The sequence below is a fragment of the Rouxiella silvae genome (assembly GCF_002093625.1).
Lineage (GTDB): Bacteria > Pseudomonadota > Gammaproteobacteria > Enterobacterales > Enterobacteriaceae > Rouxiella > Rouxiella silvae.
Genome location: NZ_MRWD01000034.1, coordinates 1 through 20134, shown reverse-complemented (window position 1 = coordinate 20134; position 20134 = coordinate 1). Strand labels below are relative to the sequence as shown.

Genomic DNA, 20134 nt, shown 5'->3' with positions numbered 1-20134 from the left:
AAAAGGAATCAACCATGATGAACAAGAAATCCCTCTGGGCGGTTGCCGCCCTGACGACCTTCAGCGCAGCGTCCACCTTTGCCGCCGATCTGCCGGGTAAAGGCGTGACCGTGACGCCAATCCAGAGCACCATCAGTGAAGAGACCTTCCAAACGCTGCTGGTTGACAAGGCGCTCGAAAAACTCGGTTACACCGTTCAGCCTATTCGTGAAGTTGACTACAACGTTGGATACACCACCATCGCTGAGGGTGATGGCACCTTTATGGCCGCCAACTGGAAGCCGCTGCACGACAACATGTACGAAGCCGCCGGCGGCAGCAAAAAGTTCTATCGTGAAGGAACCTACGTGACCGGCGCGGCTCAGGGCTATTTGATCGACAAGAAAACCGCCGATAAATACCACATCACCAATATTGCACAGCTAAAAGACCCAAAAATCGCCAAGCTGTTTGATACCAATAACGACGGTAAAGCCGATCTGACTGGCTGTACGCCGGGCTGGGGTTGTGAAACGGCGCTGAACGAGCAAATCAAAGACTACGGTTTGACCGATACCGTGCAGCACAATCAGGGTAACTACTCGGCGATGATTGCCGACACCATTACTCGCTATAAAGAAGGCAAACCGATCCTGTATTACACCTGGACGCCTTACTGGGTGAGTAATGTGCTTATCCCGGGTAAAGACACCGTCTGGCTGCAGGTGCCATTCTCAGTGATCCCGGGTCAGAAAAATGCCGATACCAAACTGCCTAATGGCAAAAACTATGGCTTCCCGGTGAGCACGATGCACATTGTCGCTAACCTGAAATGGGCACAGGCTAACCCGGCTGCTGCCAAGCTGTTTGCTATCATGAAACTGCCGCTGGCAGACATCAATGCGCAAAACGCCGCGATGCACAACGGTCAGAGTTCTGAAGCAGACATTGAAGCGCAGACTAACGGCTGGATCAAAGCCCACCAGGCTACGTTTGACGGTTGGGTGAAAGAAGCCGCTGCGGCAGCAAAATAAGACTTAACATCAGCTGATCGTTGAATACGGGGTGACAGGTCTTTCTGTTGCCCCTTTTTTATGCAGCATCCGGCAAGCTAGGCGCTAACTCTACCCTCTTCCTGAGAGAACGCCATGAACCGCTCAGCGACCGCCGACAGGCTGTGCTGCCAGACGCAAAACACCTGACGTCGAATCGCACTGTCAATCGGGACAGATACCAATCCCTTGGCATGTTCAGCCGTCGATAGTGGCACAATGCCCGCTGCCAGCGATTTACGCACGATATTTTCCAACCACTCAATATGGTCAATTTCAAAACTGACATGCCGCGTCACGCCCTCGGCCAAAAAAGCTTTGTCGGTTTGCCTTCTGGCACCGGAACCCTGATAAAAATCGACCAGAGGCACCTGAGAGAGTTCAGATAAACGCAGGCGCTCACGACCGGCAAACGGGTGTTCTCGGCTCACTATCGCCACCAGCGGTTCGTCGCTCAACAGCTTATGTGGCATCGCCAGCCTCTCCTTGTCACCGGGCCACAGACCCACAAAGGCAACATCGGTTCGCGATTGCTGAATGTCCTCCACCAGTTTTTCACTCATCGCGACGTACAAGCGAATATTCACCAAAGGATAGCGCTGATTAAAACGCGCGAGCTGCCCAATAAGATCAATCGTATTCAGCGTTGATATGGTTCCAACCGTTAGGGTGCCGCCAAGCTCCCCTTTCAGCGCTTCCATGGTATCCAGCAAATGATTATGCGCGGCCAGCCACTGCTCGGCTGGCACCAAAAATGCTCGCCCGGCAGCGGTAAGCTCGACCTTTCTTGAGGTACGTTCGAATAGCTGACTGCCTAATTCCTCTTCAAGCTTGGCTATCTGGTGACTCAAAGCGGATTGCACGGTATGACAGCGTTTTGCGGCCCGTGTGAAATTCTGTTCCTGAGCAACGGCCAGCGCAAAGCGGATCTGCTTTAGATTCATTTAGTCATCTCGAAATGAGATAGTTGGGATGGTAATTATACATTGGTTTATTACTTTTAATTAACAGATACTCACCCCGAAATCCCTTAAATCTTTCCCTTTAAAAGAAATAAATCTTATGACAACTTCAGCTCAAACAGCTGCGAAAAAGTCCGCTCCGGTACTCAGTCCGGGTCTTATCCTGCTGATGGCCGTTGCCACCGGACTGGCCGCCGCTAGCAACTATTATGCCCAACCGTTGCTGGAAACCATCGCCCGCGCCTTTCATCTGTCGGTCAATCAGGCTGGATTTATTGTCACGACCGCCCAGCTCGGCTACGCGTTCGGTTTGCTGTTTTTAGTGCCGCTCGGCGATATGTTCGAACGTCGAACGATGATCGTGGTGATGACCCTGCTGTCGGCCGCCGGATTACTGATTACCGCCAATTCAACGTCGATTACGATGATGCTGATAGGCACCGCGCTGACCGGACTCTTTTCCGTGGTGGCTCAGGTATTGGTGCCACTGGCGGCGACCCTCGCCGAACCGGAGCGCCGAGGTAAAATCGTGGGCATGATCATGTCAGGCCTGCTGCTGGGTATTCTGCTGGCAAGGACCGTGGCAGGCCTGCTGGCCTCGCTCGGTGGCTGGCGCACAGTTTATTGGGTTGCCAGTGTGCTGATGGTGGTGATGGCGCTGGTACTGTGGCGCGCACTGCCTCGCCACAAGCAGGAAACGCATCTAAACTACCTCCAACTGATGAAATCGATTTTCACCCTGTTCTTCTTCACACCGGTGTTGCGTACCCGCGCCCTGCTTGGGATGTTCGTTTTTGCCAATTTCAGCATTATCTGGACGTCGATGGCCTTCCTGCTCGCAGGGCCTAACTTTGGGTATTCCGAAGGCGTGATTGGACTGTTTGGCTTGGTTGGCGCCGCCGGTGCGCTTGCCGCCACCCGCGCCGGACATCTTGCCGATAAAGGTAAAGCCCATCTGACCACCACCGGCGGTCTGATTCTGCTGCTGCTTTCCTGGATAGCTATTGTTTACGGCCAGCATTCTGTTATTTCCCTGATTATCGGCATCATCGTGCTCGACCTGTGCGTTCAGGGCGTACATATCACTAACCAGAGTGTGATTTATAAATCGATGCCGGAAGCGCGTAACCGACTGACGGCGGGCTACATGACCACTTATTTTATCGGCGGTGCGGTGGGGTCGCTGGTCTCGGCGTCCGCCTTTGAAATGGCAGGATGGAATGGCGTCTGTGCGGCTGGCGCGGCGTTTTGCCTAATCAATCTGGTTATCTGGCTCTTCGGACATAAACATAAAATCGCCTAAAAGTATAACGGGCGTGATGGTCACGCCCCTCATTAGCATGCAAATAATTTTGCAAGATATTTTTTTTGAACCAAAGGGTATAAAGATTACTAACAGTCTGATATTATTTTTTCCATAAATTATACGCTAACGAAACATTTTGCTTTTATTTAGCAGCAAACCTCTTATGTATAGCGACACAACCCAAGAAAATTCTTCAGAACCGGGTGTTTACGCCTTGGTAAAGAGCGTATTTAACCGCGAGCCAGACATCCGTGGCTCTCTACCCGTCTCTTTTTTTTCTGGGCTTCGTGTGGCAGTCACTGATTCTCCCCTACGTAATCGTCTGTTTTTCTCCACCTTGATTTACGCCATTGCCCGCCGAGTGTTGACGACTACGCAATCGATTGGGCGGCGTCGCAATGTTTTACCCATGCGAACACTTAATCCTGTTCGCTATGAAAAAATTCTTCACCTTCAACCGTCATGAAACCACACGAATAGCTAACTATTTAATGGCTTATGACATTTACATTATTAATTACACTGGTTACTATCTCAATTGTAACTAATGAGGTTTCTCACGATGGAAAGTTCATTCGCACCTATTGAACACATGTTAAATTTCCGCGCTAAAAAGCAGAAAGATTTCCCTTATCAGGAAATCCTGCTCACCCGACTGTGTATGCACATGCACAGTAAGCTGCTGGAAAACAGAAATAAAATGCTGAAAGCGCAGGGGATCAACGAAACGCTATTTATGGCGCTGATCACGCTCGATGCTCGGGAATCGCACAGTATCCAGCCTTCTGAACTGAGTGCTGCGCTGGGGTCGTCTCGCACCAATGCGACGCGTATTGCCGATGAGTTAGAAAAACGCGGATGGATTGAAAGACGTGAGAGCGATAACGACCGTCGTTGCCTGCACTTGCACCTGACTGCAGACGGCGAAGCGTTTATTCAGCAACTGTTGCCACCTCAGCACAAAAGTTTGCATTTACTCTGGTCTACTTTGGACATCGAAGAACAAAAACAGTTAGAAACGCTTACGCGCAAACTGTTGACACGCCTCGACCAGATGGACGCTAACTCGATTTCATAACCGATTATTTGTTCAGGTAATTAATCCATGTCTCTTCACGTCAGCTGGAGATTTACGCCGCTGTTTGCTGTCTTATTATTGGCGGGTTGTGCCTCCAGCAATAATATTGCGCCTCAGTCCACGCTGCTGGATAACCAGCAGCTGAATCTGACACAGCCAAAAGTCAGCTCTTTGGCTATCAGCCCACAGTGGTGGCGAGGTCTTCACGATTCGCAGCTCGACAGTTTAATGACCGAAACTCTGCAGAATTCGCCGTCTTTACGCCAGGCAGCCGCGCGCGTGCGCGAAGCTCAAAGCGTTGTCGGCGAAACCAATGCGGCCAATGGTCCTTATGTTGACTTGAATGCCTCAAGCAACCGTCAAAAGATCTCCCAGAATACCTATCAGCCGTTCCTCGGCGGATACCCTGCTAGCCCAGTGTACGAAACCACGAATAATCTGGGGCTGAACCTCAGCTACGAATTTGACTGGTGGGGTAAATACCGTAATCAGGTCAATGCCGCGAAGGCCCAAGTAGATTCGGCGCGTGCGGAACAGGCGCAGGCAGCACTTTCCCTGTCGAGTTCGGTGGTGGCGACCTATTACCAACTGCAGGCCAACTATGCCGTGCAACAGGTGCTGCAGCAGGAGGTCGACAACAACCAACATTTAGCCGATCTGCGAAAAGCGCAGTATCAGGCCGGCGTCTACGGAATAGATATTCCGCAGCAGACGCAGGCTCAGGCCGACGGTGCCAAACAGCAGATTATTGAACTCCAGTCGCAGATTGACCAACAGAAACATCAGTTGGCCGCCTTGGCCGGCAAGGGCCCGGATGCAATGAATCATCTGCGTCCTGTGGCGCTGCCGGGTGACGACGTGTTGGCTCCCAAAGGTGAATTGACGATAGATATTCTGGGCAAGCGTCCGGATATCGTGGCACAGCGTGAGCTGGTTGAGTCCTATTCGCAGCGCATTGCCGCCGCGAAAAAAGATTTCTATCCAAGCCTGTCGATCAGCGCTTTTGCCGGTTTAAGCACCACAAACTACGGCAGTACCAGTCCGAACCTGCTTGAAGCCGCGAGCCAGGCCTGGAACCTCGCCCCGGCTATTTCACTGCCAATATTCCACGCAGGCGCGCTGCGCAGCAAATTAGGTGAAGAGTCGGCGCTGTATGACCAATCCGTTGAGTCTTATAACCAGACGTTGCTGAATGCAATTCAACAAACTGCCGATGCGATAACCGTGCAAAAAAGCACGACTCAGCAACTGCAGCAGTCGCTGTCAGCAGAAAAATCCCTGCAGGACGTTTATCGCGTTGCCAGTGCTCGTTATTCCGCTGGCACTATCGGACGCGATCAGCTCCTCACCAGCCAGGCTGCGCTATTACAACAGCAGCAGGCCGCTCTGACCGCCGCCAGTAATGTTTTGCAGGCGAAAATCGGTTTAATTCGTGCGTTGGGTGGCGGTTATCAGGCCCCTGCAGCGGACACTAAAGCATAATAACAAGACCCAGCGTGGAGAAAATCATGAGCGCAAACGCGGAAGTTCAACAACCGACCCCGCCACCAGTGAATAAGAAAAAGAGATCGCGGAAAGTGGCGTTGCTCGTCTTGACCGGCATTTTTATCATTATTGCCATTGCCTATTTGATTTACTGGTTTTTGGTATTGCGTCACTTCCAAGATACTGACGATGCCTATGTCGCGGGTAACCAGGTGCAGATTATGGCGCAGGTTTCAGGCAGCGTCACCGACGTCAATTTCGACAGTACCGATTACGTTAAAAAAGGTGACACGCTAGTCGTTCTGGATCCGACGGACGCCGAGCAGGCATTCGAGCGCGCCAAGACCGCACTGGCCAACAGCGTGCGTCAAACGCATCAGCTGATTATTAACAGCAAGCAGTATCAGGCCAACGTGACGCTGCGCCAGACCCAGCTTAATCAGGTGCAGGCAGACCTGAAACGCCGCGTGGTGTTGGGACAGGTAGACGCTATCGGTCGTGAAGAGTTACAACACGCCCATGATGCCGTTGACAGCGCCAAGGCACAGCTTGAAGTCGCCGTTCAGCAACTCAACGCCAATCAGGCGATGGTCCTTAATACTCCGGTTGACCAACAGCCGCAGGTGTTGCAGGCCGCCGCACAGGTTCGTGATGCCTGGTTAGCCCTACAGCGTACAAAAATTGTCAGCCCAGTTGACGGCTATGTGTCGCGCCGCAGCGTGCAGGTCGGCCAGCAAATTAACACCGCCACCGCGCTAATGGCCGTTGTGCCTGCCACCAACGTGTGGGTAGATGCCAACTTTAAAGAGACTCAATTGGCGAATATGCGCATCGGCCAATCGGCGACCGTTGTCAGTGATATCTACGGCGATGACGTGGTGTACCACGGTAAAGTGGTCGGCATGGACATGGGTACTGGTGGCGCGTTCTCCCTGCTGCCAGCACAGAACGCCACCGGTAACTGGATCAAAGTGGTTCAGCGCCTGCCGGTTCGTATCGAGCTTGATGCCAACGAAGTGAAACAGCATCCGCTGCGCATCGGGCTTTCTACGCTGGTCACGGTAGATACTCAAAATCTTGATGGCCTGATTTTGTCGGATAAAGTCCGTACAACGCCGCTTTATCAGACATCTGCGCTGACCTTAAATCTGGCTCCGGTTGACGCCATTATTAATGACGTTATCAATGCTAATGCGGGCTAAGTGCTTCGGAGGTCATCGTGGCTGCTAGAAAACCGCTGGAAGGCGCGCCCCTCGCCTGGATGACGGTGGCGCTGGCTATGGCCACCTTTATGCAGGTATTGGACTCGACCATTGCCAACGTGGCGATCCCGACGATCGCCGGTAACCTGGGGGCATCAAACTCTCAAGGTACCTGGGTCATTACCTCGTTCGGGGTGGCCAACGCCATCTCGATCCCGATCACCGGCTGGTTGGCAAAGCGTGTCGGTGAGGTCAGGCTATTTCTTTGGGCGACAGGGCTGTTTGCCCTCGCGTCTTGGCTGTGTGGTATCTCAAACAGCCTCGAAATGCTTATCTTCTTCCGCGTTATTCAGGGGTTGGTGGCAGGTCCACTTATTCCGCTATCGCAAAGTTTGCTGCTAAACAACTACCCTCCCGCCAAACGAAGTACCGCGCTGGCGCTGTGGTCGATGACGGTTATCGTGGCGCCGATATGCGGCCCGATCCTGGGCGGCTACATCAGTGATAACTACCACTGGGGATGGATCTTCTTTATCAACATTCCTATCGGTATTGTGGTGGTGCTGCTGACGCTGAGAACCCTGAAAGGGCGAGAGACTGAGACCCAAATCAGGCCAATCGACAGTGTGGGATTAGTGCTGCTGGTGCTGGGGATCGGCTGTTTGCAGGTGATGCTCGACCGAGGAAAAGAGTTGGACTGGTTCAACTCGCCGGAGATAATAACCCTAACCATTGTCGCCGTGGTGTGCATAGCGTTCCTTATCGTGTGGGAGTTGACCGATGAAAACCCGATAGTCGATTTATCGCTGTTTAAATCGCGAAACTTCACTATCGGTACGCTGTGTATCAGTCTGGCCTACATGCTCTACTTCGGCTCTATCGTTCTTTTGCCGCAGCTATTACAGGAGGTATTTGGCTATACCGCAACCTGGGCGGGTCTGGCGTCAGCACCGGTCGGGATCCTGCCGGTTCTGATGTCGCCGATTATCGGTAAATTTGCCCACCGGCTGGACATGCGCTGGCTGGTGACCTTCAGCTTCATTATGTATGCAGTGTGCTTTTACTGGCGTGCTTATACATTTGAGCCGGGAATGGACTTTGGTGCATCGGCATGGCCGCAGTTTGTACAGGGCTTTGCCGTAGGCTGCTTCTTCATGCCGCTGATAACCATCATATTGTCGGGGCTACCTCCCTCTCGAATGGCGGCAGCATCGAGCCTGTCCAACTTTACCCGTACGCTGGCTGGTTCGATTGGTACTTCAATAACCACCACCATGTGGAGTAATCGGGAATCACTGCATCATGCGCATCTTACTGAGAGCATTACGCCCTTTGATCCCGCAACCCAGCAGACTTATGCCCAGCTGCAAGGCTTGGGAATGAGCCACCAGCAGGCGTCGGGCTGGATAGCGCGAGAGATAACCAATCAGGGGCTTATCATCTCCGCCAATGAGGTCTTCTGGGCGGCGGGCGGTGTGTTCATTCTGTTGCTGATTCTGGTGTGGTTTGCTCGTGCACCGTTTACCGCAGGCGGTGATGGAGGCGGCGCGCACTAGCGCGGATGCCTTCGCTGAAATATAAAAACGGACGTCTAAGACGTCCGTTTTTTAATGGCTGATTCAAAGCATCGAAATAATCACTTTGCCAATTTGCTGGCGGCTGTCGAAGTAGCGCCACGCCTCTATCGCCCGTTCAAAAGTAAAGACGCGGTCAACGACCGGCTGAAGCTCACTAAAACTCAGCGCACGGTTCATGGCAATAAAATCTTCACGGCTGCCAACGCTAAAAGGACGCACCGTCGCCCCACTTTTAAACAGCGTCATAAAATCGACGGATGGACCGCCGCTGGCGACGAATCCCAGCAGAGCAATTTCTCCTCCGGGCTGGCAGGACAACAGCGACTGGTTCAGGGTACCCGGTCCGCCAATTTCAACCACTCTCGCCACGCCCGCTCCCTGAGTCAATTCCCGCACATTGTTCGACCACTCAGGATGTTGACGATAATTAATGACGCTATCGGCGCCCAACGAGGTCAAAAGCTGGGCCTTTTCGTCGCTCGAGGTCAGCGCAATGACTCGTGCGCCCATCAATTTGGCAAACTGCACGGCGAACAGGGCAACGCCGCCGGTACCCTGCGTCAGCACCGTTTCTCCCGGCTGCAGCGGACGCGATTTTTGCAGGCTGTTCCAGGCCGTGACCGCCGCACAAGGCAGAGCTGCCGCCTGTTCCCAAGACAGGTAATCAGGAATAGACACCAGCGCCTCTTCATCAACAACCTTGTACTCGGTCAGCCAGCCGTCAGCCTGTGTGCCATAGGCACCTCTGCCCGCGGCGGTATCCAGCGGACCCACAAACCAGTAGGGAAAAAAGCTACCCGCCACGCGACAGCCGACGGAAAATAAACTCACGTTCTCCCCAACCTCGACGACTTCTCCAACGCCGTCCGACAGCGGTATCAGGCCCGGTTTTGGCGAAAGCGTACCGGTGCCGTGCAAAATAGCCAGGTCCCGGTAGTTCAGGCTACAGGCACGAACGCGAATTAACACCTGATTGTGTTCGGGAACCGGGCGCACCTCATTGACCAAGTGCAACCCTTCGATACGACCAAAATGCTCAAGACGATAGCTTTGCATAACGATTTCCTTTCATCCTGCTTAAAGTGTTGCTCTACCTTAATGCCCAACGCCTGGACGTTGAATGACTGAAAGAGTATTTTTACTGACTCATCGTCCACATTAGTGAGTTTGTTATGGATCCTCTCGACGACGTATTCGCCGCTATGCGCCTGCAAAGCGCGCTCTACTCTCGCCTCACGCCGCGTGCGCCATGGGGCGTGAGTTTTGTCAAAAGTGCTTCTATCCGTTTTGGCTTTATGATTGAAGGTTCGGGCTGGCTGGTGATTGACGGCGCTGCCTGCCCTATTTTCCTGCAACAGGGCGAAGGTTTTATCGTTCAACCCCATACGCCATTTTCACTTCGAGATACCCCCACCAGCCCAACGCGCTGGTGCGAGGAGGTCTTTGCCGACAATGCTGGAGAAGAAGGCCGTTTTGGGGGAGCCGGCGAACCTGCGGACATGCTTTGCGGCTATTTGACGTTTGATAACTCAGGTGCCGAGCCGCTGCTTTCATTACTGCCTGCGGTAGTGACGATCCCTGCCGATGCCACTCGCTCACCGCTGTTGGAAGCAACGCTAAAACTGCTGGCATTAGAAACGATTGAGAAAAACCTTGGCTCGAGAATAGTGATAAGCAGGCTGGCAGACGTGCTTTTTGTGCAGGCAATACGGGCACACTGTTTACGTGAGCAGACTCAGAGGGGATGGATTGCCGCACTGTCAGACGCAAAACTACGTGGGGTAATCCAAAAAATACATCATGACATCGCTTACCCCTGGAGCCTCCAGTCACTGGCGTCTCAGGCGGCAATGTCGCGCTCATCTTTTGCCGTTCATTTCAAAGCAGTAACCGGAGACACGCCTGGAGACTACTTGACCCAGTGGCGCATGTATCGAGCGCGCTGCCTGCTGCGGCACCCCCAGTTAACGCTTACTACCATTGCAGAACGCGTCGGTTATGACTCGGCGATTACTTTAGGCAGGGCATTTAAACGTTTTCAAGGCATTACGCCCGGCGAATATCGTCAACAGCAGGGACTGACATTGCCTACGGCGGAGGTACAAGCGAAATAGCAGAAAACAAAAACGGACGCAATGTGCGTCCGTTTTAAGCAAAACTATTGAAGCAGGGTTATTGCGGCAAACTGCAGAAATTAGCCTTGATTCTGACGCCACCATTCGCCCAGCAAAATGCCGGTCGCGACGGAAACGTTAAGGCTTTCAACCTTACCGGTGCCACCGATAGAAACGTTCAGATCGCCCTGCTGCCATGCGCTGTCGGACAAACCATCACTTTCTTCACCCAATACCAACACCATTTTTGCCGGCAGTTCGGCTTTACCGAGTGCGGTGCCTTTATGGCTGGAAGTAGTGACGATGGTGTAACCCGCATTACGGAAGTTTGCCAGTACGTCGATAAAGTTATCGGCAATGATTGCTTTCACGTGTTCTGCGCCGCCTTCAGCGGTACGCACTGCGGCACCGGATTCCAGCTGTGCCGGATCCTGCACCAGCATCCCGTTGATACCAAAGTGCGCACAGGTACGCATGATACCGCCGAGGTTATGCGGATTGCCGACGTTTTCCAGCGCCAAGACACAGTCTTTTGCTGGAGCAGTTTGCAGATAAGTCTCTGCGTCCAGACCCTGACGTTTTTTAATCAGGAAGCACACGCCGCCGTGGTGTTCAGTGCCGGAAGCTTTCGCCAGCTCATCGTCTTCAACCACATGATACGCTTTACGGTTAGCGGCCATCCAACGCAGCGCTTCACGAAAACGCGGCGTAACAGACTGCACAAACCAGGCACGAACGATTGAGTCCGGACGGCTTGCGAACAGCGCCTGACAGGCATTTTCACCGTAAACACGGGTCTCTTCCTGACGCTGACGACGCAGCTGCTCGGGATCGATAAAGCTTTTACCGCTGATGCCACCGTGGTCCGGTACTGATTCATCATCAGGTGCACGGGAAACAGTTTTCCACGGTGAGGAATTTTCCCACGGTGAAGATGAACCTGAGCCTTCAGTATCACGGCCTGGTCGGCTAGCGGGTCGGGCGGGACGTGAGTCACCGCGACGTGCATCCGGACCACGCGAGTCACTGCCACGGGAATCGCTGCCGCGACGCTCGTTATTGCGACCTTCAAAGGGACGGGAACCCGGGCGAGCTTTATCACCGGGACGTCCTTTATTGTTAGAAGGACGTTGATCTTTATTTCGGTTATCGCCGTCGTCGTCACTGCGGACGTACATCACTTTGACTTTGCCGTTCTTGCCACTGAATGAATCGTTCATTATTTTCTCCACCTACGCGCTGGGCGCGAAGATTACCTGATGTCTGAGTGGTAAGCCACTTGCTTTGGACCAAAAGCTAAAAACTATCGTATTCATTGGGTAAATCGCATTGTTCACATCGTTGTCAAACCGCATAATTGTCCGTATTTCTTCGTATCCTGAACACCCGCAATTTCTTCGCAGGCGGGATACGGTCTCAATGACAGAGGCTAGACTATGACTATTAATACGATTTGTTCTTCATGTCAGGCGACAAACCGTTTACCTGAAGACCGTATTGACGACGGAGCCAAATGTGGTCGCTGTGGTCACCCGTTGTTCCAGGGTGAGGTTGTGCACGCAACCGCCGCGACGCTCGATAAATACCTGCAGGATGACTTGCCGGTCGTCATCGATTTTTGGGCGCCTTGGTGCGGCCCCTGCGTTAACTTCGCGCCAATTTTTGAAGACGTGGCGGGAGAACGCGCGGGTAAAGTCCGTTTTATCAAGGTGAATACCGAGGATGAACCTGAGCTTGGTGCGCGTTTCCGTATCCGCAGTATTCCCACCATTATGGTGTTCAACCAGGGAAAAATGGTCGATCAGCTGAGCGGCGCCATGCCTAAGGCTCCGTTCAATCAATGGCTCAATGAATCATTGTAACGCATAACGACGTTGTCGGCCCCTGCATTGTCGAGGGGCCAGTTGATTTCTTCACAACGCCTCGCATTTTTTATCGCAACGTTTATCAACCCGACTCTGGCACTATCGATGTGCGACGCATCGGATTACAATAGTCCGATTTACCGTTGCAGGATCCCCCATGCCGGAAAATGCCGTACTACGCTTGCGCGCCCAGCGCCTCGCAAAATCTACACGCCCCTATCTAGCTCGTGGCTCCCGCGTGATCCGCTGTCAGTCTTGTCTGCTACCCAAACGCAACTGCCTGTGCAGCCACGTTAAGGCACAGCGCGCAAAAAGCCGTTTCTGTCTGGTGATGTTCGATACCGAGCCGCTAAAGCCGAGCAATACTGGGCGGTTAATCGCCGATATTTTACCGGATACGCAAGCATTTATGTGGTCGCGTACCGAGGTTGACCCTGCACTGCTGGCAGCCATTTCAGACCCGAGTCGCCAGCCCTACGTGGTGTTCCCCGCCTCATTTGCGCACGCGCCGCGTCAGGTATTTACCGAATTGCCGACCCACGCCAAACCGCCGCTTTTTATCATGCTCGACGGTACCTGGAATGAAGCGCGCAAAATGTTCCGTAAAAGCCCGTACCTTGATGGACTGCCGGTATTTTCACTCGATGTCAGCGCAAAATCGAGCTATGTGCTGCGTGAATCGCCGCGTGAAGATCAACACTGCACGGTAGAGGTTGCCGCAGCATTGCTCGAAAAATCGGGTGATATTCAGGCATCTGAAAGCATGTCGGCACTGTTTAGTCTTTTCCGTACGCAATATTTAGCTGGAAAACCTCATCATCCGGTGCATCAACTCACAGCAATCTCTGACGAAAGCCTCTAGAATCGAGGGAACGTAATTAACAGGAGGCAGGATGAGCCAGCGCGGGTTAGAAGCTTTATTACGACCAAAATCAATCGCAGTACTCGGTGCATCGGATAAGCCCGGTCGCGCCGGTTATCTGATGATGCGTAACCTGCTGGCCGGCGGCTTCAAAGGGCCAGTGCTGCCGGTGACCCCTGCCTGGAAAGCCGTGTGCGGCGTATTGGCTTATCCCAACGTCGCTAGCCTGCCGATGACGCCCGATCTGGCGGTGATTTGCACCCGCGCCGACAGAAATCTTGCCCTGCTTGAGCAACTTGGCGAGCTGGGCTGTAAGACGGTGATCGTTCTTTCCTCACACCAGCAGCAGTTCCCCGCGCTCAAAAGCACCGCCCAACGCTATGCAATGCGCCTGCTCGGCCCAAACAGTCTGGGGATTCTGGCCCCCTGGCTTGGGCTGAATGCCAGCTTTTCGCCGGTGCCTATTTTGCCCGGCAAACTGGCCTTTATTTCCCAGTCTGCGGCGGTGGCCAACACTATTCTCGACTGGGCGCAGCAGCGTTCCGTAGGCTTCTCCTACTTTATTTCTCTCGGCGATAGTCTGGATATAGATATCGATGATTTGCTTGATTTTTTAGCACGCGACAGCAAAACCAGTGCCATTCTACTTTACCTTGAACATGTGAGCGATGCGCGCCGTTTCCTCTCAGCCTCTCGCAGTGCATCGCGCAATAAGCCCATTTTAGTCATCAAAAGCGGACGCAGTGCGCAGGCACAAACGCTGCTCAATAGCCCGTTGAGTCTGGATGCAGCCTATGACGCCGCCATTCAACGTGCCGGTTTGCTGCGTGTGCAAGACACCCATGAACTGTTCTCGGCGGTTGAAACGTTGAGCCACATGAGACCACTTCGAGGTGAGCGCTTACTCATCGTCAGCAACGGGGCGGCTCCAGCGGCAATGGCGTTAGATCAGCTACTAAGCCATAACGGCAAGCTCGCCTCGTTGAGTGATGAAACGGCCCAGCGCCTGCGGGAACAGTTGGCGGAAAATATCGTCGTAGGAAACCCCTTAGATTTACGCGACGATGCCAACCCTCAACTTTATCAGTCAGTGCTTACTACGCTTCTGGACAGCCAAGACTATGATGCTCTTCTGGTTATTCATGCCCCAAGCGCAGCCTCTCCGGGTACGGCTACGGCTCAACGGATTATCGAAGCGATTCAACAACACCCGCGAGGCAAGCGCGTTACGCTGCTGACTAACTGGTGTGGTGAGTTTTCTTCGGTTGAAGCGCGTGGATTGTTCACTGAAGCGGGTCTGCCGACCTACCGTACGCCAGAAGGCGCGGTAACGGCGTTTATGCACATGGTTGAATATCGCCGCAACCAGAAACAGCTTAAAGAGACCCCCTCGCTGCCGCTGGATTTGAATAAAAATACCGATCGGGCACACAGTCTACTGGCAGATGCGTTGCGCAGCGGAACCACCCGACTCGATACTCACGAAGTCAGGGCTATCTTTAAAGATTATGGCATGTCCGTACTGCCTACCTGGATCGCTGGCGACAGTGCCGAAGCCGTCGAGATTGCTAGTCGAGTGGGCTATCCTGTGGCACTCAAACTGCGCTCACCGGATATTGACCACAACTCCGAAGTGCAGGGTGTAATGCTCTATCTGCGCACTCCTGATGAGGTGAGCCAAGCGGCAGATGCCATTTTCCAACGGGCAAAGCGGGCATTTCCTCAAGCTCGCATTAATGGTTTGTTAGTACAAACTATGGCTAACCGCCCCGGGGCACAAGAGCTGCGGATTGTAGTGCAATACGATGCCGTTTTTGGACCGTTGATTATGCTTAGCGAGGGTGGGATAGAGTGGCGACCGGAGCAACATGCCGTTGTCGCACTGCCTCCGTTAAACATGGCATTGGCGCGCTATTTGGTTCTTCAGGGGCTAAAGAGTGGAAAAATCCGCGAGCGCAATGCGCTGCGTCCATTAGATATTCCGGCACTAAGCCACTTGCTGGTGCAGGTATCAAACTTGATCATTGATTGCCCGGAAATTAAAGAGCTGACCATTCATCCCCTGTTGGCTTCGGGCAATGAGTTAACGCTGCTCGACGTTTCGCTTCAGCTCAGCGCCGATAAAAATGACCAGCAGGCGCGTTTAGCTATTCGACCTTACCCGCAGGGGCTTGAAGAAAGAGTGACGCTGAGAGACGGCTCTCCCTGCCTGTTCCGCCCTATCCTGCCTGAAGATGAGCCTTTATTAAAAGCATTCATCCAGAAGGTCACCAAAGAGGACCTCTATTACCGCTACTTCAGCGAGATCAACGAGTTCACTCATGAGGATTTGGCTAATATGACCCAAATCGACTACGATCGTGAAATGGCTTTCGTCGCGGTGCGCGGGCAAACGCATGAAATTGAAATTATCGGCGTCACGCGCGCGATTTCAGATCCCGATAATATTGATGCCGAATTTTCGGTGTTGGTCCGCTCTGACCTCAAAGGACTTGGCCTGGGAGGAAGATTGCTGTCGAAGATGATTGCCTACACCACCGAGCACGGCATTCATCGTTTGGCCGGCATCACCATGCCAAACAATCGTGGCATGTTGGCATTGGCGCGCAAGCTGGGATTTGAGGTGGACGTGCAGTTGTCGGAGGGGATCGTTAGCCTTTCCCTGCTATTGCAGGACGGACAAAATAGCCAAAAACTGCCGAAATAAAACGATTTTAATCTGTAGTTTTTAAGATTTAATGATGCAGCGTTACAGATTTAAGACGGCCTCTAAGGCAAAACTTGCGCACATCGGATGAGAGTAATGGTATTATCGACCGATTGTGCGGTCTGTTTTGTCTATGAGTGCCGCAATTGCCATTCATTAAAGAGAGAAGAAGCGCACTGTGATGTTGTCTAAATTCAAACGAAATAAACATCAACAACATCTTGCCCAACTGCCTAAACTCCCCCAATCGGTTGATGCTGTACAGACTCTGTACAGCGCCACAGATTTCCGTTCGACGCTGCTTGAGGTCATCGCCAACGCCACCCAACGGATTTATCTGGTTGCTCTGTATCTGGAGAACGATGACGGCGGGCGAGATGTATTATCGGCGCTGTATGAAGCCAAGCGTCAACGTCCTGAGCTAGAAGTTTGCGTGCTGGTTGACTGGCACCGTGCACAGCGAGGTCGCATCGGTGCAGCTGCGACCAACACCAATGCTGACTGGTATTGCAGAATGGCCAAAGAGAACCCTGATGTTGCGGTTCCCGTTTACGGCGTGCCGGTAAACACCCGTGAAGCGCTGGGTGTATTGCATCTCAAGGGCTACATTGTTGATGATCGCGTTATTTATAGCGGTGCAAGCCTGAATGACGTTTATCTGCATCGTCACGATAAATACCGCTACGATCGCTATCACCTGCTGAGCAATGCCCCGCTGGCCGATACTATGGTCAACTATATTCAAAAGTCTTTGCTTAGCGCCAGTGCGGTTCAACGTCTGGATCGTGAAGATCGTCCAAAAAGTCCAGAGATCAAAAACGAGACCCGCCAATTCCGCCAGACTTTGCGAGACTGTGGCTATCATTTTCAAGATGCGGCCTCCGAGAACGAACTGGCGGTTACGCCGATGGTTGGCTTGGGCAAGCAAAACGAGCTGAACCGTACCATCTATCATTTGATGGCCAGTACCGATGAAAAACTGACGCTTTGTACGCCATATTTTAATATGCCAGCCCTGCTGGCCCGAAATATTATGGGACTTCTGCGTCGTGGCAAGCAGGTTGAAATTATCGTCGGCGATAAAACGGCAAATGATTTTTATATTCCACAGGATCAGCCTTTTAAAATTATCGGCGCTCTGCCTTATCTGTATGAAATAAACCTACGTCGTTTTCTTGGCCGTTTGCAACGTTTTATCGACAGCGGACAGCTTATCGTCCGATTGTGGAAAGATGGTGAAAATAGCTACCATCTCAAAGGAATTTGGGTCGACGATCGTTGGCAATTGATCACGGGTAATAACCTCAATCCACGCGCCTGGCGGCTTGATCTTGAAAATGCGATCCTTATTCACGACCCGAATAAGGAGATGTTAGTACAGCGTCAGAAAGAGTTGGATAATATTCGTGAACATACCGAAATTGTCTCGCACTATATGGAACTTGAAAGCATCCCTAATTATCCGGTGAAAGTCCGCAAACTTATCCGCCGTTTGCGACGCATTCGAATTGACCGCTTAATCAGCCGTATACTGTAATTCGCTATATTTAAAGCCTGGGCTTGGTCCCAGGCTTTTTTATGCTATTTTTATGGTTTAACACCTTGAGGAACGTTACCCAATGCGGATACTTTTACCTATTGCTATCGGGCCGTTGCTTATTTGCAGCGGATGTAGTCACTGGGCTAATGACAGCTGGACGGGTAAGGACAAGGCTGAACACTTTGTTGCGTCTGCGGCCCTTGCTGCTGCAGGCACTGCATATGCGAACAACCAAGGATGGAATTCGGCACAAAGCCGCTCATTCGGACTGATGTTTTCCGTGGGATTAGGAGCAGGAAAAGAGTTATACGACAGTCGTGAAGCAGGCAGTGGCTGGAGTTGGAAAGACTTTAGCTGGGATATTGCCGGCGCTGCCGCTGGATATAGCGCGTATCAGCTGATTCGTCACAATTAGGGCCTCAGCAGAGGCCCTTGTATATTCGAAATTTTGTTATAGCTGGACCTCTTTGCCCTTAGCGTGCAAACGTATTGAGACAATAAAGGCTATCAGGCACATTCCAGAAACATACCAGAAAAAGACTTCCTCCATATTCCACGATTTAAAACTCAACGCGACATATTCTGCCGATCCACCAAATACGGCGTTAGCAACGGCATAGGATAATCCCACCCCTAGTGCACGGACCTCAGCAGGAAACATTTCAGCTTTTAGCAGGCCACTAATAGAGGTATAGAACGTTACGATCGCCAAGGCAATAACAATTAAAGTGAATGCTAAATAAGGATTAGTGACGTTTTGCAGAGTATAAAGAATAGGAATGGTCAGCAACGTCGCGAAGCCTGAAAATATCAGCATTGAATTTCTGCGCCCTATTTTATCGGACAACGCACCCACTATTGGCTGAAGTAGCATAAATACGAATAGTGCCAAAGTCATTAATCCACTTGCCGTTTTAGTCTCCATTCCGGCAGTATTCACTAGGTATTTCTGCATATATGTGGTGAAAGTATAGAAGCTTAATGAACCGCCTGCGGTGAAACCCAACACCATAAGGAAAGCCTTTTTATGTTTCCAAAGGCCCGAAAGACTCCCTGCGTCTTTATGCGCCCGCGTTTTTGCATCCGAGGTTTCATTGAGTGAGCGGCGTAAGAACAGTGCTACTACGGCCAAAACGGCACCCAGAGCGAACGGAATACGCCATCCCCAGGCTCTTAATTCGTCGCCAGAAAGGATTTGTTGCAGGCCTACCAGCACCAATAATGCAAGAAGCTGACCACCAATCAGGGTAACGTACTGGAAAGAGGCGAAAAATCCGCGACGCCCCTTAATCGCAACCTCACTCATATAAGTCGCACTGGTACCGTACTCCCCCCCCACGGAAAGCCCTTGAAACAAACGCGCAAATAGCAGTAAGGCAGGTGCCCAAGCGCCAATCATTTCATAGGTCGGCAGACAGGCAATGACTAACGATCCGGCGCACATCATGCATACCGAGATTAACATCGAGTTCTTTCGACCGTGTTTGTCTGCAATGTATCCAAATAACCAGCCGCCGATCGGTCGCATAAAGAATCCAGCGGCAAATACTCCTGCCGTTTGTAGCAGTTGAGTGGTGCTATTTCCACTCGGGAAGAACGATGCGGCAAAGTAGATCGAGCAGAAAGAATAGACATAAAAATCAAACCACTCGACTAAATTTCCTGATGATGCGCCGACGATGGCAAATATTCGGTTCTTTTTATCTTTATCCGCCATTTCCTGCGAAGTTGAACGAGATATCTCTGTCATTTTTATTCTCTCCTGCGAAGTGCAGCCCAAAGGTGGTCTTATATGATTTTTTATGCAATCTGACCATTTAGTTAAGCAGAAGATAGGGGGTAAACGCGAGAATTAATGCTTATTTATCAATTTGAATGAATGATTTGTGAGCTATGGGATGCAAAACCCTGACGCAAAAAGGCCCCTGTCGTCAGACAGGGGCCTGCTTTTCGTGGCAGTTGATCCGGCTTTTCGCCCTTTTACAAACGCCAATTAGCAAAAAACCCCAGCTTTCGCTGAGGTTCTGTGCTTTATTTGATGCCTGGCAGTTCCCTACTCTCGCATGGGGAGACCCCACACTACCATCGGCGCTACGGCGTTTCACTTCTGAGTTCGGCATGGGGTCAGGTGGGACCACCGCGCTACTGCCGCCAGGCAAATCTTGGTGCATGAAACGAATCTTTTACCCTGCTGCTGCGTTGGCCGCCTTCGCGTAATTCTGTCACATACCTCTGTATGTTCCTTCATTACACTCCGTTGCCGCCTGGCTTCAGCGCAAAATCTTTCGTTCCCGCGAATTCTTTATCTGGAACCTGCTGAAAAATTTACTTAAGTCTTTGTGTCTCTCTAAAACACCTTCGGTGTTGTAAGGTTAAGCCTCACGGGTCATTAGTACTGGTTAGCT

General features: G+C 52.0%; 16 protein-coding genes and 1 rRNA gene. 12 read left to right on the top strand and 5 right to left on the bottom strand.

Features of this window, described 5'->3' with window-relative positions; translation table 11 throughout:
* The first annotated feature begins 17 nt into the window (after window positions 1-17).
* Window positions 18-1013 (top strand): glycine betaine/L-proline ABC transporter substrate-binding protein ProX, encoded by a 996-nt coding sequence (gene proX / locus BS639_RS14485; protein WP_055778147.1) that lies wholly within the window; start codon window positions 18-20, stop codon window positions 1011-1013.
* 77 nt (window positions 1014-1090) lie between these two features.
* On the opposite strand, the gene BS639_RS14480 is transcribed toward proX, so the two are convergent.
* Window positions 1091-1975 carry a LysR family transcriptional regulator gene (locus tag BS639_RS14480; RefSeq protein WP_084983443.1) on the bottom strand — a complete coding sequence of 295 codons (885 nt, stop codon included), beginning with the start codon at window positions 1973-1975 and terminating at the stop codon, window positions 1091-1093.
* A 118-nt stretch (window positions 1976-2093) separates the two neighbouring features.
* Here BS639_RS14480 and BS639_RS14475 point away from each other — a divergent pair, with 118 nt between their 5' ends.
* The 5 genes from BS639_RS14475 (at window position 2094) to emrB (ending at window position 8620) form a co-directional block, all read left to right on the top strand.
* Complete coding sequence (locus BS639_RS14475) at window positions 2094-3296, top strand: MFS transporter (RefSeq protein ID WP_084983442.1); 1203 nt, start codon at window positions 2094-2096, stop codon at window positions 3294-3296.
* A 565-nt stretch (window positions 3297-3861) separates the two neighbouring features.
* Window positions 3862-4377, top strand: a complete 516-nt coding sequence (mprA, locus tag BS639_RS14470) for a transcriptional repressor MprA (protein WP_055776383.1) — start codon at window positions 3862-3864, stop codon at window positions 4375-4377.
* A 27-nt stretch (window positions 4378-4404) separates the two neighbouring features.
* Complete coding sequence (locus BS639_RS14465) at window positions 4405-5859, top strand: efflux transporter outer membrane subunit (RefSeq protein WP_055776381.1); 1455 nt, start codon at window positions 4405-4407, stop codon at window positions 5857-5859.
* A 26-nt stretch (window positions 5860-5885) separates the two neighbouring features.
* The gene (emrA, locus tag BS639_RS14460) at window positions 5886-7064 is read left to right on the top strand and encodes a multidrug efflux MFS transporter periplasmic adaptor subunit EmrA (protein WP_055776378.1); all 1179 of its coding nucleotides are present in this window, start codon (window positions 5886-5888) and stop codon (window positions 7062-7064) included.
* Between the two features lie 17 nt (window positions 7065-7081).
* Window positions 7082-8620 (top strand): multidrug efflux MFS transporter permease subunit EmrB, encoded by a 1539-nt coding sequence (gene emrB / locus BS639_RS14455; RefSeq protein WP_072156443.1) that lies wholly within the window; start codon window positions 7082-7084, stop codon window positions 8618-8620.
* Window positions 8621-8683: 63 nt separating this feature from the next.
* Here emrB and BS639_RS14450 read toward each other — a convergent pair whose 3' ends face one another.
* On the bottom strand, window positions 8684-9697 hold the full coding sequence (locus tag BS639_RS14450; protein WP_084983441.1) for a zinc-dependent alcohol dehydrogenase family protein: 1014 nt from the start codon (window positions 9695-9697) through the stop codon (window positions 8684-8686).
* Between the two features lie 116 nt (window positions 9698-9813).
* Between BS639_RS14450 and BS639_RS14445 the strand changes: the two genes are divergently transcribed.
* On the top strand, window positions 9814-10755 hold the full coding sequence (locus BS639_RS14445; RefSeq protein WP_084983440.1) for an AraC family transcriptional regulator: 942 nt from the start codon (window positions 9814-9816) through the stop codon (window positions 10753-10755).
* 80 nt (window positions 10756-10835) lie between these two features.
* Here the strand turns inward: BS639_RS14445 and BS639_RS14440 are convergent, their stop codons facing one another.
* Window positions 10836-11975 carry a tRNA/rRNA methyltransferase gene (locus tag BS639_RS14440; RefSeq protein ID WP_055776370.1) on the bottom strand — a complete coding sequence of 380 codons (1140 nt, stop codon included), beginning with the start codon at window positions 11973-11975 and terminating at the stop codon, window positions 10836-10838.
* A 222-nt stretch (window positions 11976-12197) separates the two neighbouring features.
* Between BS639_RS14440 and trxC the strand changes: the two genes are divergently transcribed.
* The 5 genes from trxC (at window position 12198) to BS639_RS14415 (ending at window position 18144) form a co-directional block, all read left to right on the top strand.
* Window positions 12198-12617, top strand: a complete 420-nt coding sequence (gene trxC, locus BS639_RS14435; protein ID WP_084983468.1) for a thioredoxin TrxC — start codon at window positions 12198-12200, stop codon at window positions 12615-12617.
* Between the two features lie 160 nt (window positions 12618-12777).
* Window positions 12778-13482: a tRNA-uridine aminocarboxypropyltransferase gene (locus tag BS639_RS14430; protein WP_055776367.1), complete on the top strand. Its 705-nt coding sequence runs from the start codon at window positions 12778-12780 to the stop codon at window positions 13480-13482.
* Between the two features lie 31 nt (window positions 13483-13513).
* Window positions 13514-16189 (top strand): bifunctional acetate--CoA ligase family protein/GNAT family N-acetyltransferase, encoded by a 2676-nt coding sequence (locus tag BS639_RS14425; protein WP_084983439.1) that lies wholly within the window; start codon window positions 13514-13516, stop codon window positions 16187-16189.
* A 181-nt stretch (window positions 16190-16370) separates the two neighbouring features.
* Window positions 16371-17726, top strand: a complete 1356-nt coding sequence (gene pssA / locus BS639_RS14420) for a CDP-diacylglycerol--serine O-phosphatidyltransferase (protein ID WP_055776361.1) — start codon at window positions 16371-16373, stop codon at window positions 17724-17726.
* Window positions 17727-17808: 82 nt separating this feature from the next.
* Window positions 17809-18144: a YfiM family lipoprotein gene (locus tag BS639_RS14415; RefSeq protein ID WP_055776358.1), complete on the top strand. Its 336-nt coding sequence runs from the start codon at window positions 17809-17811 to the stop codon at window positions 18142-18144.
* Between the two features lie 36 nt (window positions 18145-18180).
* Here BS639_RS14415 and BS639_RS14410 read toward each other — a convergent pair whose 3' ends face one another.
* Together BS639_RS14410 and rrf are read right to left on the bottom strand one after the other, a co-directional pair.
* Window positions 18181-19479 (bottom strand): MFS family transporter, encoded by a 1299-nt coding sequence (locus BS639_RS14410; protein ID WP_055776355.1) that lies wholly within the window; start codon window positions 19477-19479, stop codon window positions 18181-18183.
* A 290-nt stretch (window positions 19480-19769) separates the two neighbouring features.
* Window positions 19770-19885 (bottom strand): 5S ribosomal RNA (gene rrf / locus BS639_RS14405).
* Window positions 19886-20134 lie beyond the last annotated feature (249 nt).

Excerpts from the sequence above, each read along its gene's own strand:
- proX (WP_055778147.1), top strand. The coding sequence starts at position 18 with ATGAACAAGAAATCCCTCTGGGCGGTTGCCGCCCTGACGACCTTCAGC.
- BS639_RS14480 (WP_084983443.1), bottom strand. The coding sequence starts at position 1,975 with ATGAATCTAAAGCAGATCCGCTTTGCGCTGGCCGTTGCTCAGGAACAG.
- BS639_RS14475 (WP_084983442.1), top strand. The coding sequence starts at position 2,094 with ATGACAACTTCAGCTCAAACAGCTGCGAAAAAGTCCGCTCCGGTACTC.
- mprA (WP_055776383.1), top strand. The coding sequence starts at position 3,862 with ATGGAAAGTTCATTCGCACCTATTGAACACATGTTAAATTTCCGCGCT.
- BS639_RS14465 (WP_055776381.1), top strand. The coding sequence starts at position 4,405 with ATGTCTCTTCACGTCAGCTGGAGATTTACGCCGCTGTTTGCTGTCTTA.
- emrA (WP_055776378.1), top strand. The coding sequence starts at position 5,886 with ATGAGCGCAAACGCGGAAGTTCAACAACCGACCCCGCCACCAGTGAAT.
- BS639_RS14450 (WP_084983441.1), bottom strand. The coding sequence starts at position 9,697 with ATGCAAAGCTATCGTCTTGAGCATTTTGGTCGTATCGAAGGGTTGCAC.
- BS639_RS14445 (WP_084983440.1), top strand. The coding sequence starts at position 9,814 with ATGGATCCTCTCGACGACGTATTCGCCGCTATGCGCCTGCAAAGCGCG.
- BS639_RS14440 (WP_055776370.1), bottom strand. The coding sequence starts at position 11,975 with ATGAACGATTCATTCAGTGGCAAGAACGGCAAAGTCAAAGTGATGTAC.
- BS639_RS14430 (WP_055776367.1), top strand. The coding sequence starts at position 12,778 with ATGCCGGAAAATGCCGTACTACGCTTGCGCGCCCAGCGCCTCGCAAAA.
- BS639_RS14425 (WP_084983439.1), top strand. The coding sequence starts at position 13,514 with ATGAGCCAGCGCGGGTTAGAAGCTTTATTACGACCAAAATCAATCGCA.
- pssA (WP_055776361.1), top strand. The coding sequence starts at position 16,371 with ATGTTGTCTAAATTCAAACGAAATAAACATCAACAACATCTTGCCCAA.
- BS639_RS14415 (WP_055776358.1), top strand. The coding sequence starts at position 17,809 with ATGCGGATACTTTTACCTATTGCTATCGGGCCGTTGCTTATTTGCAGC.
- BS639_RS14410 (WP_055776355.1), bottom strand. The coding sequence starts at position 19,479 with ATGACAGAGATATCTCGTTCAACTTCGCAGGAAATGGCGGATAAAGAT.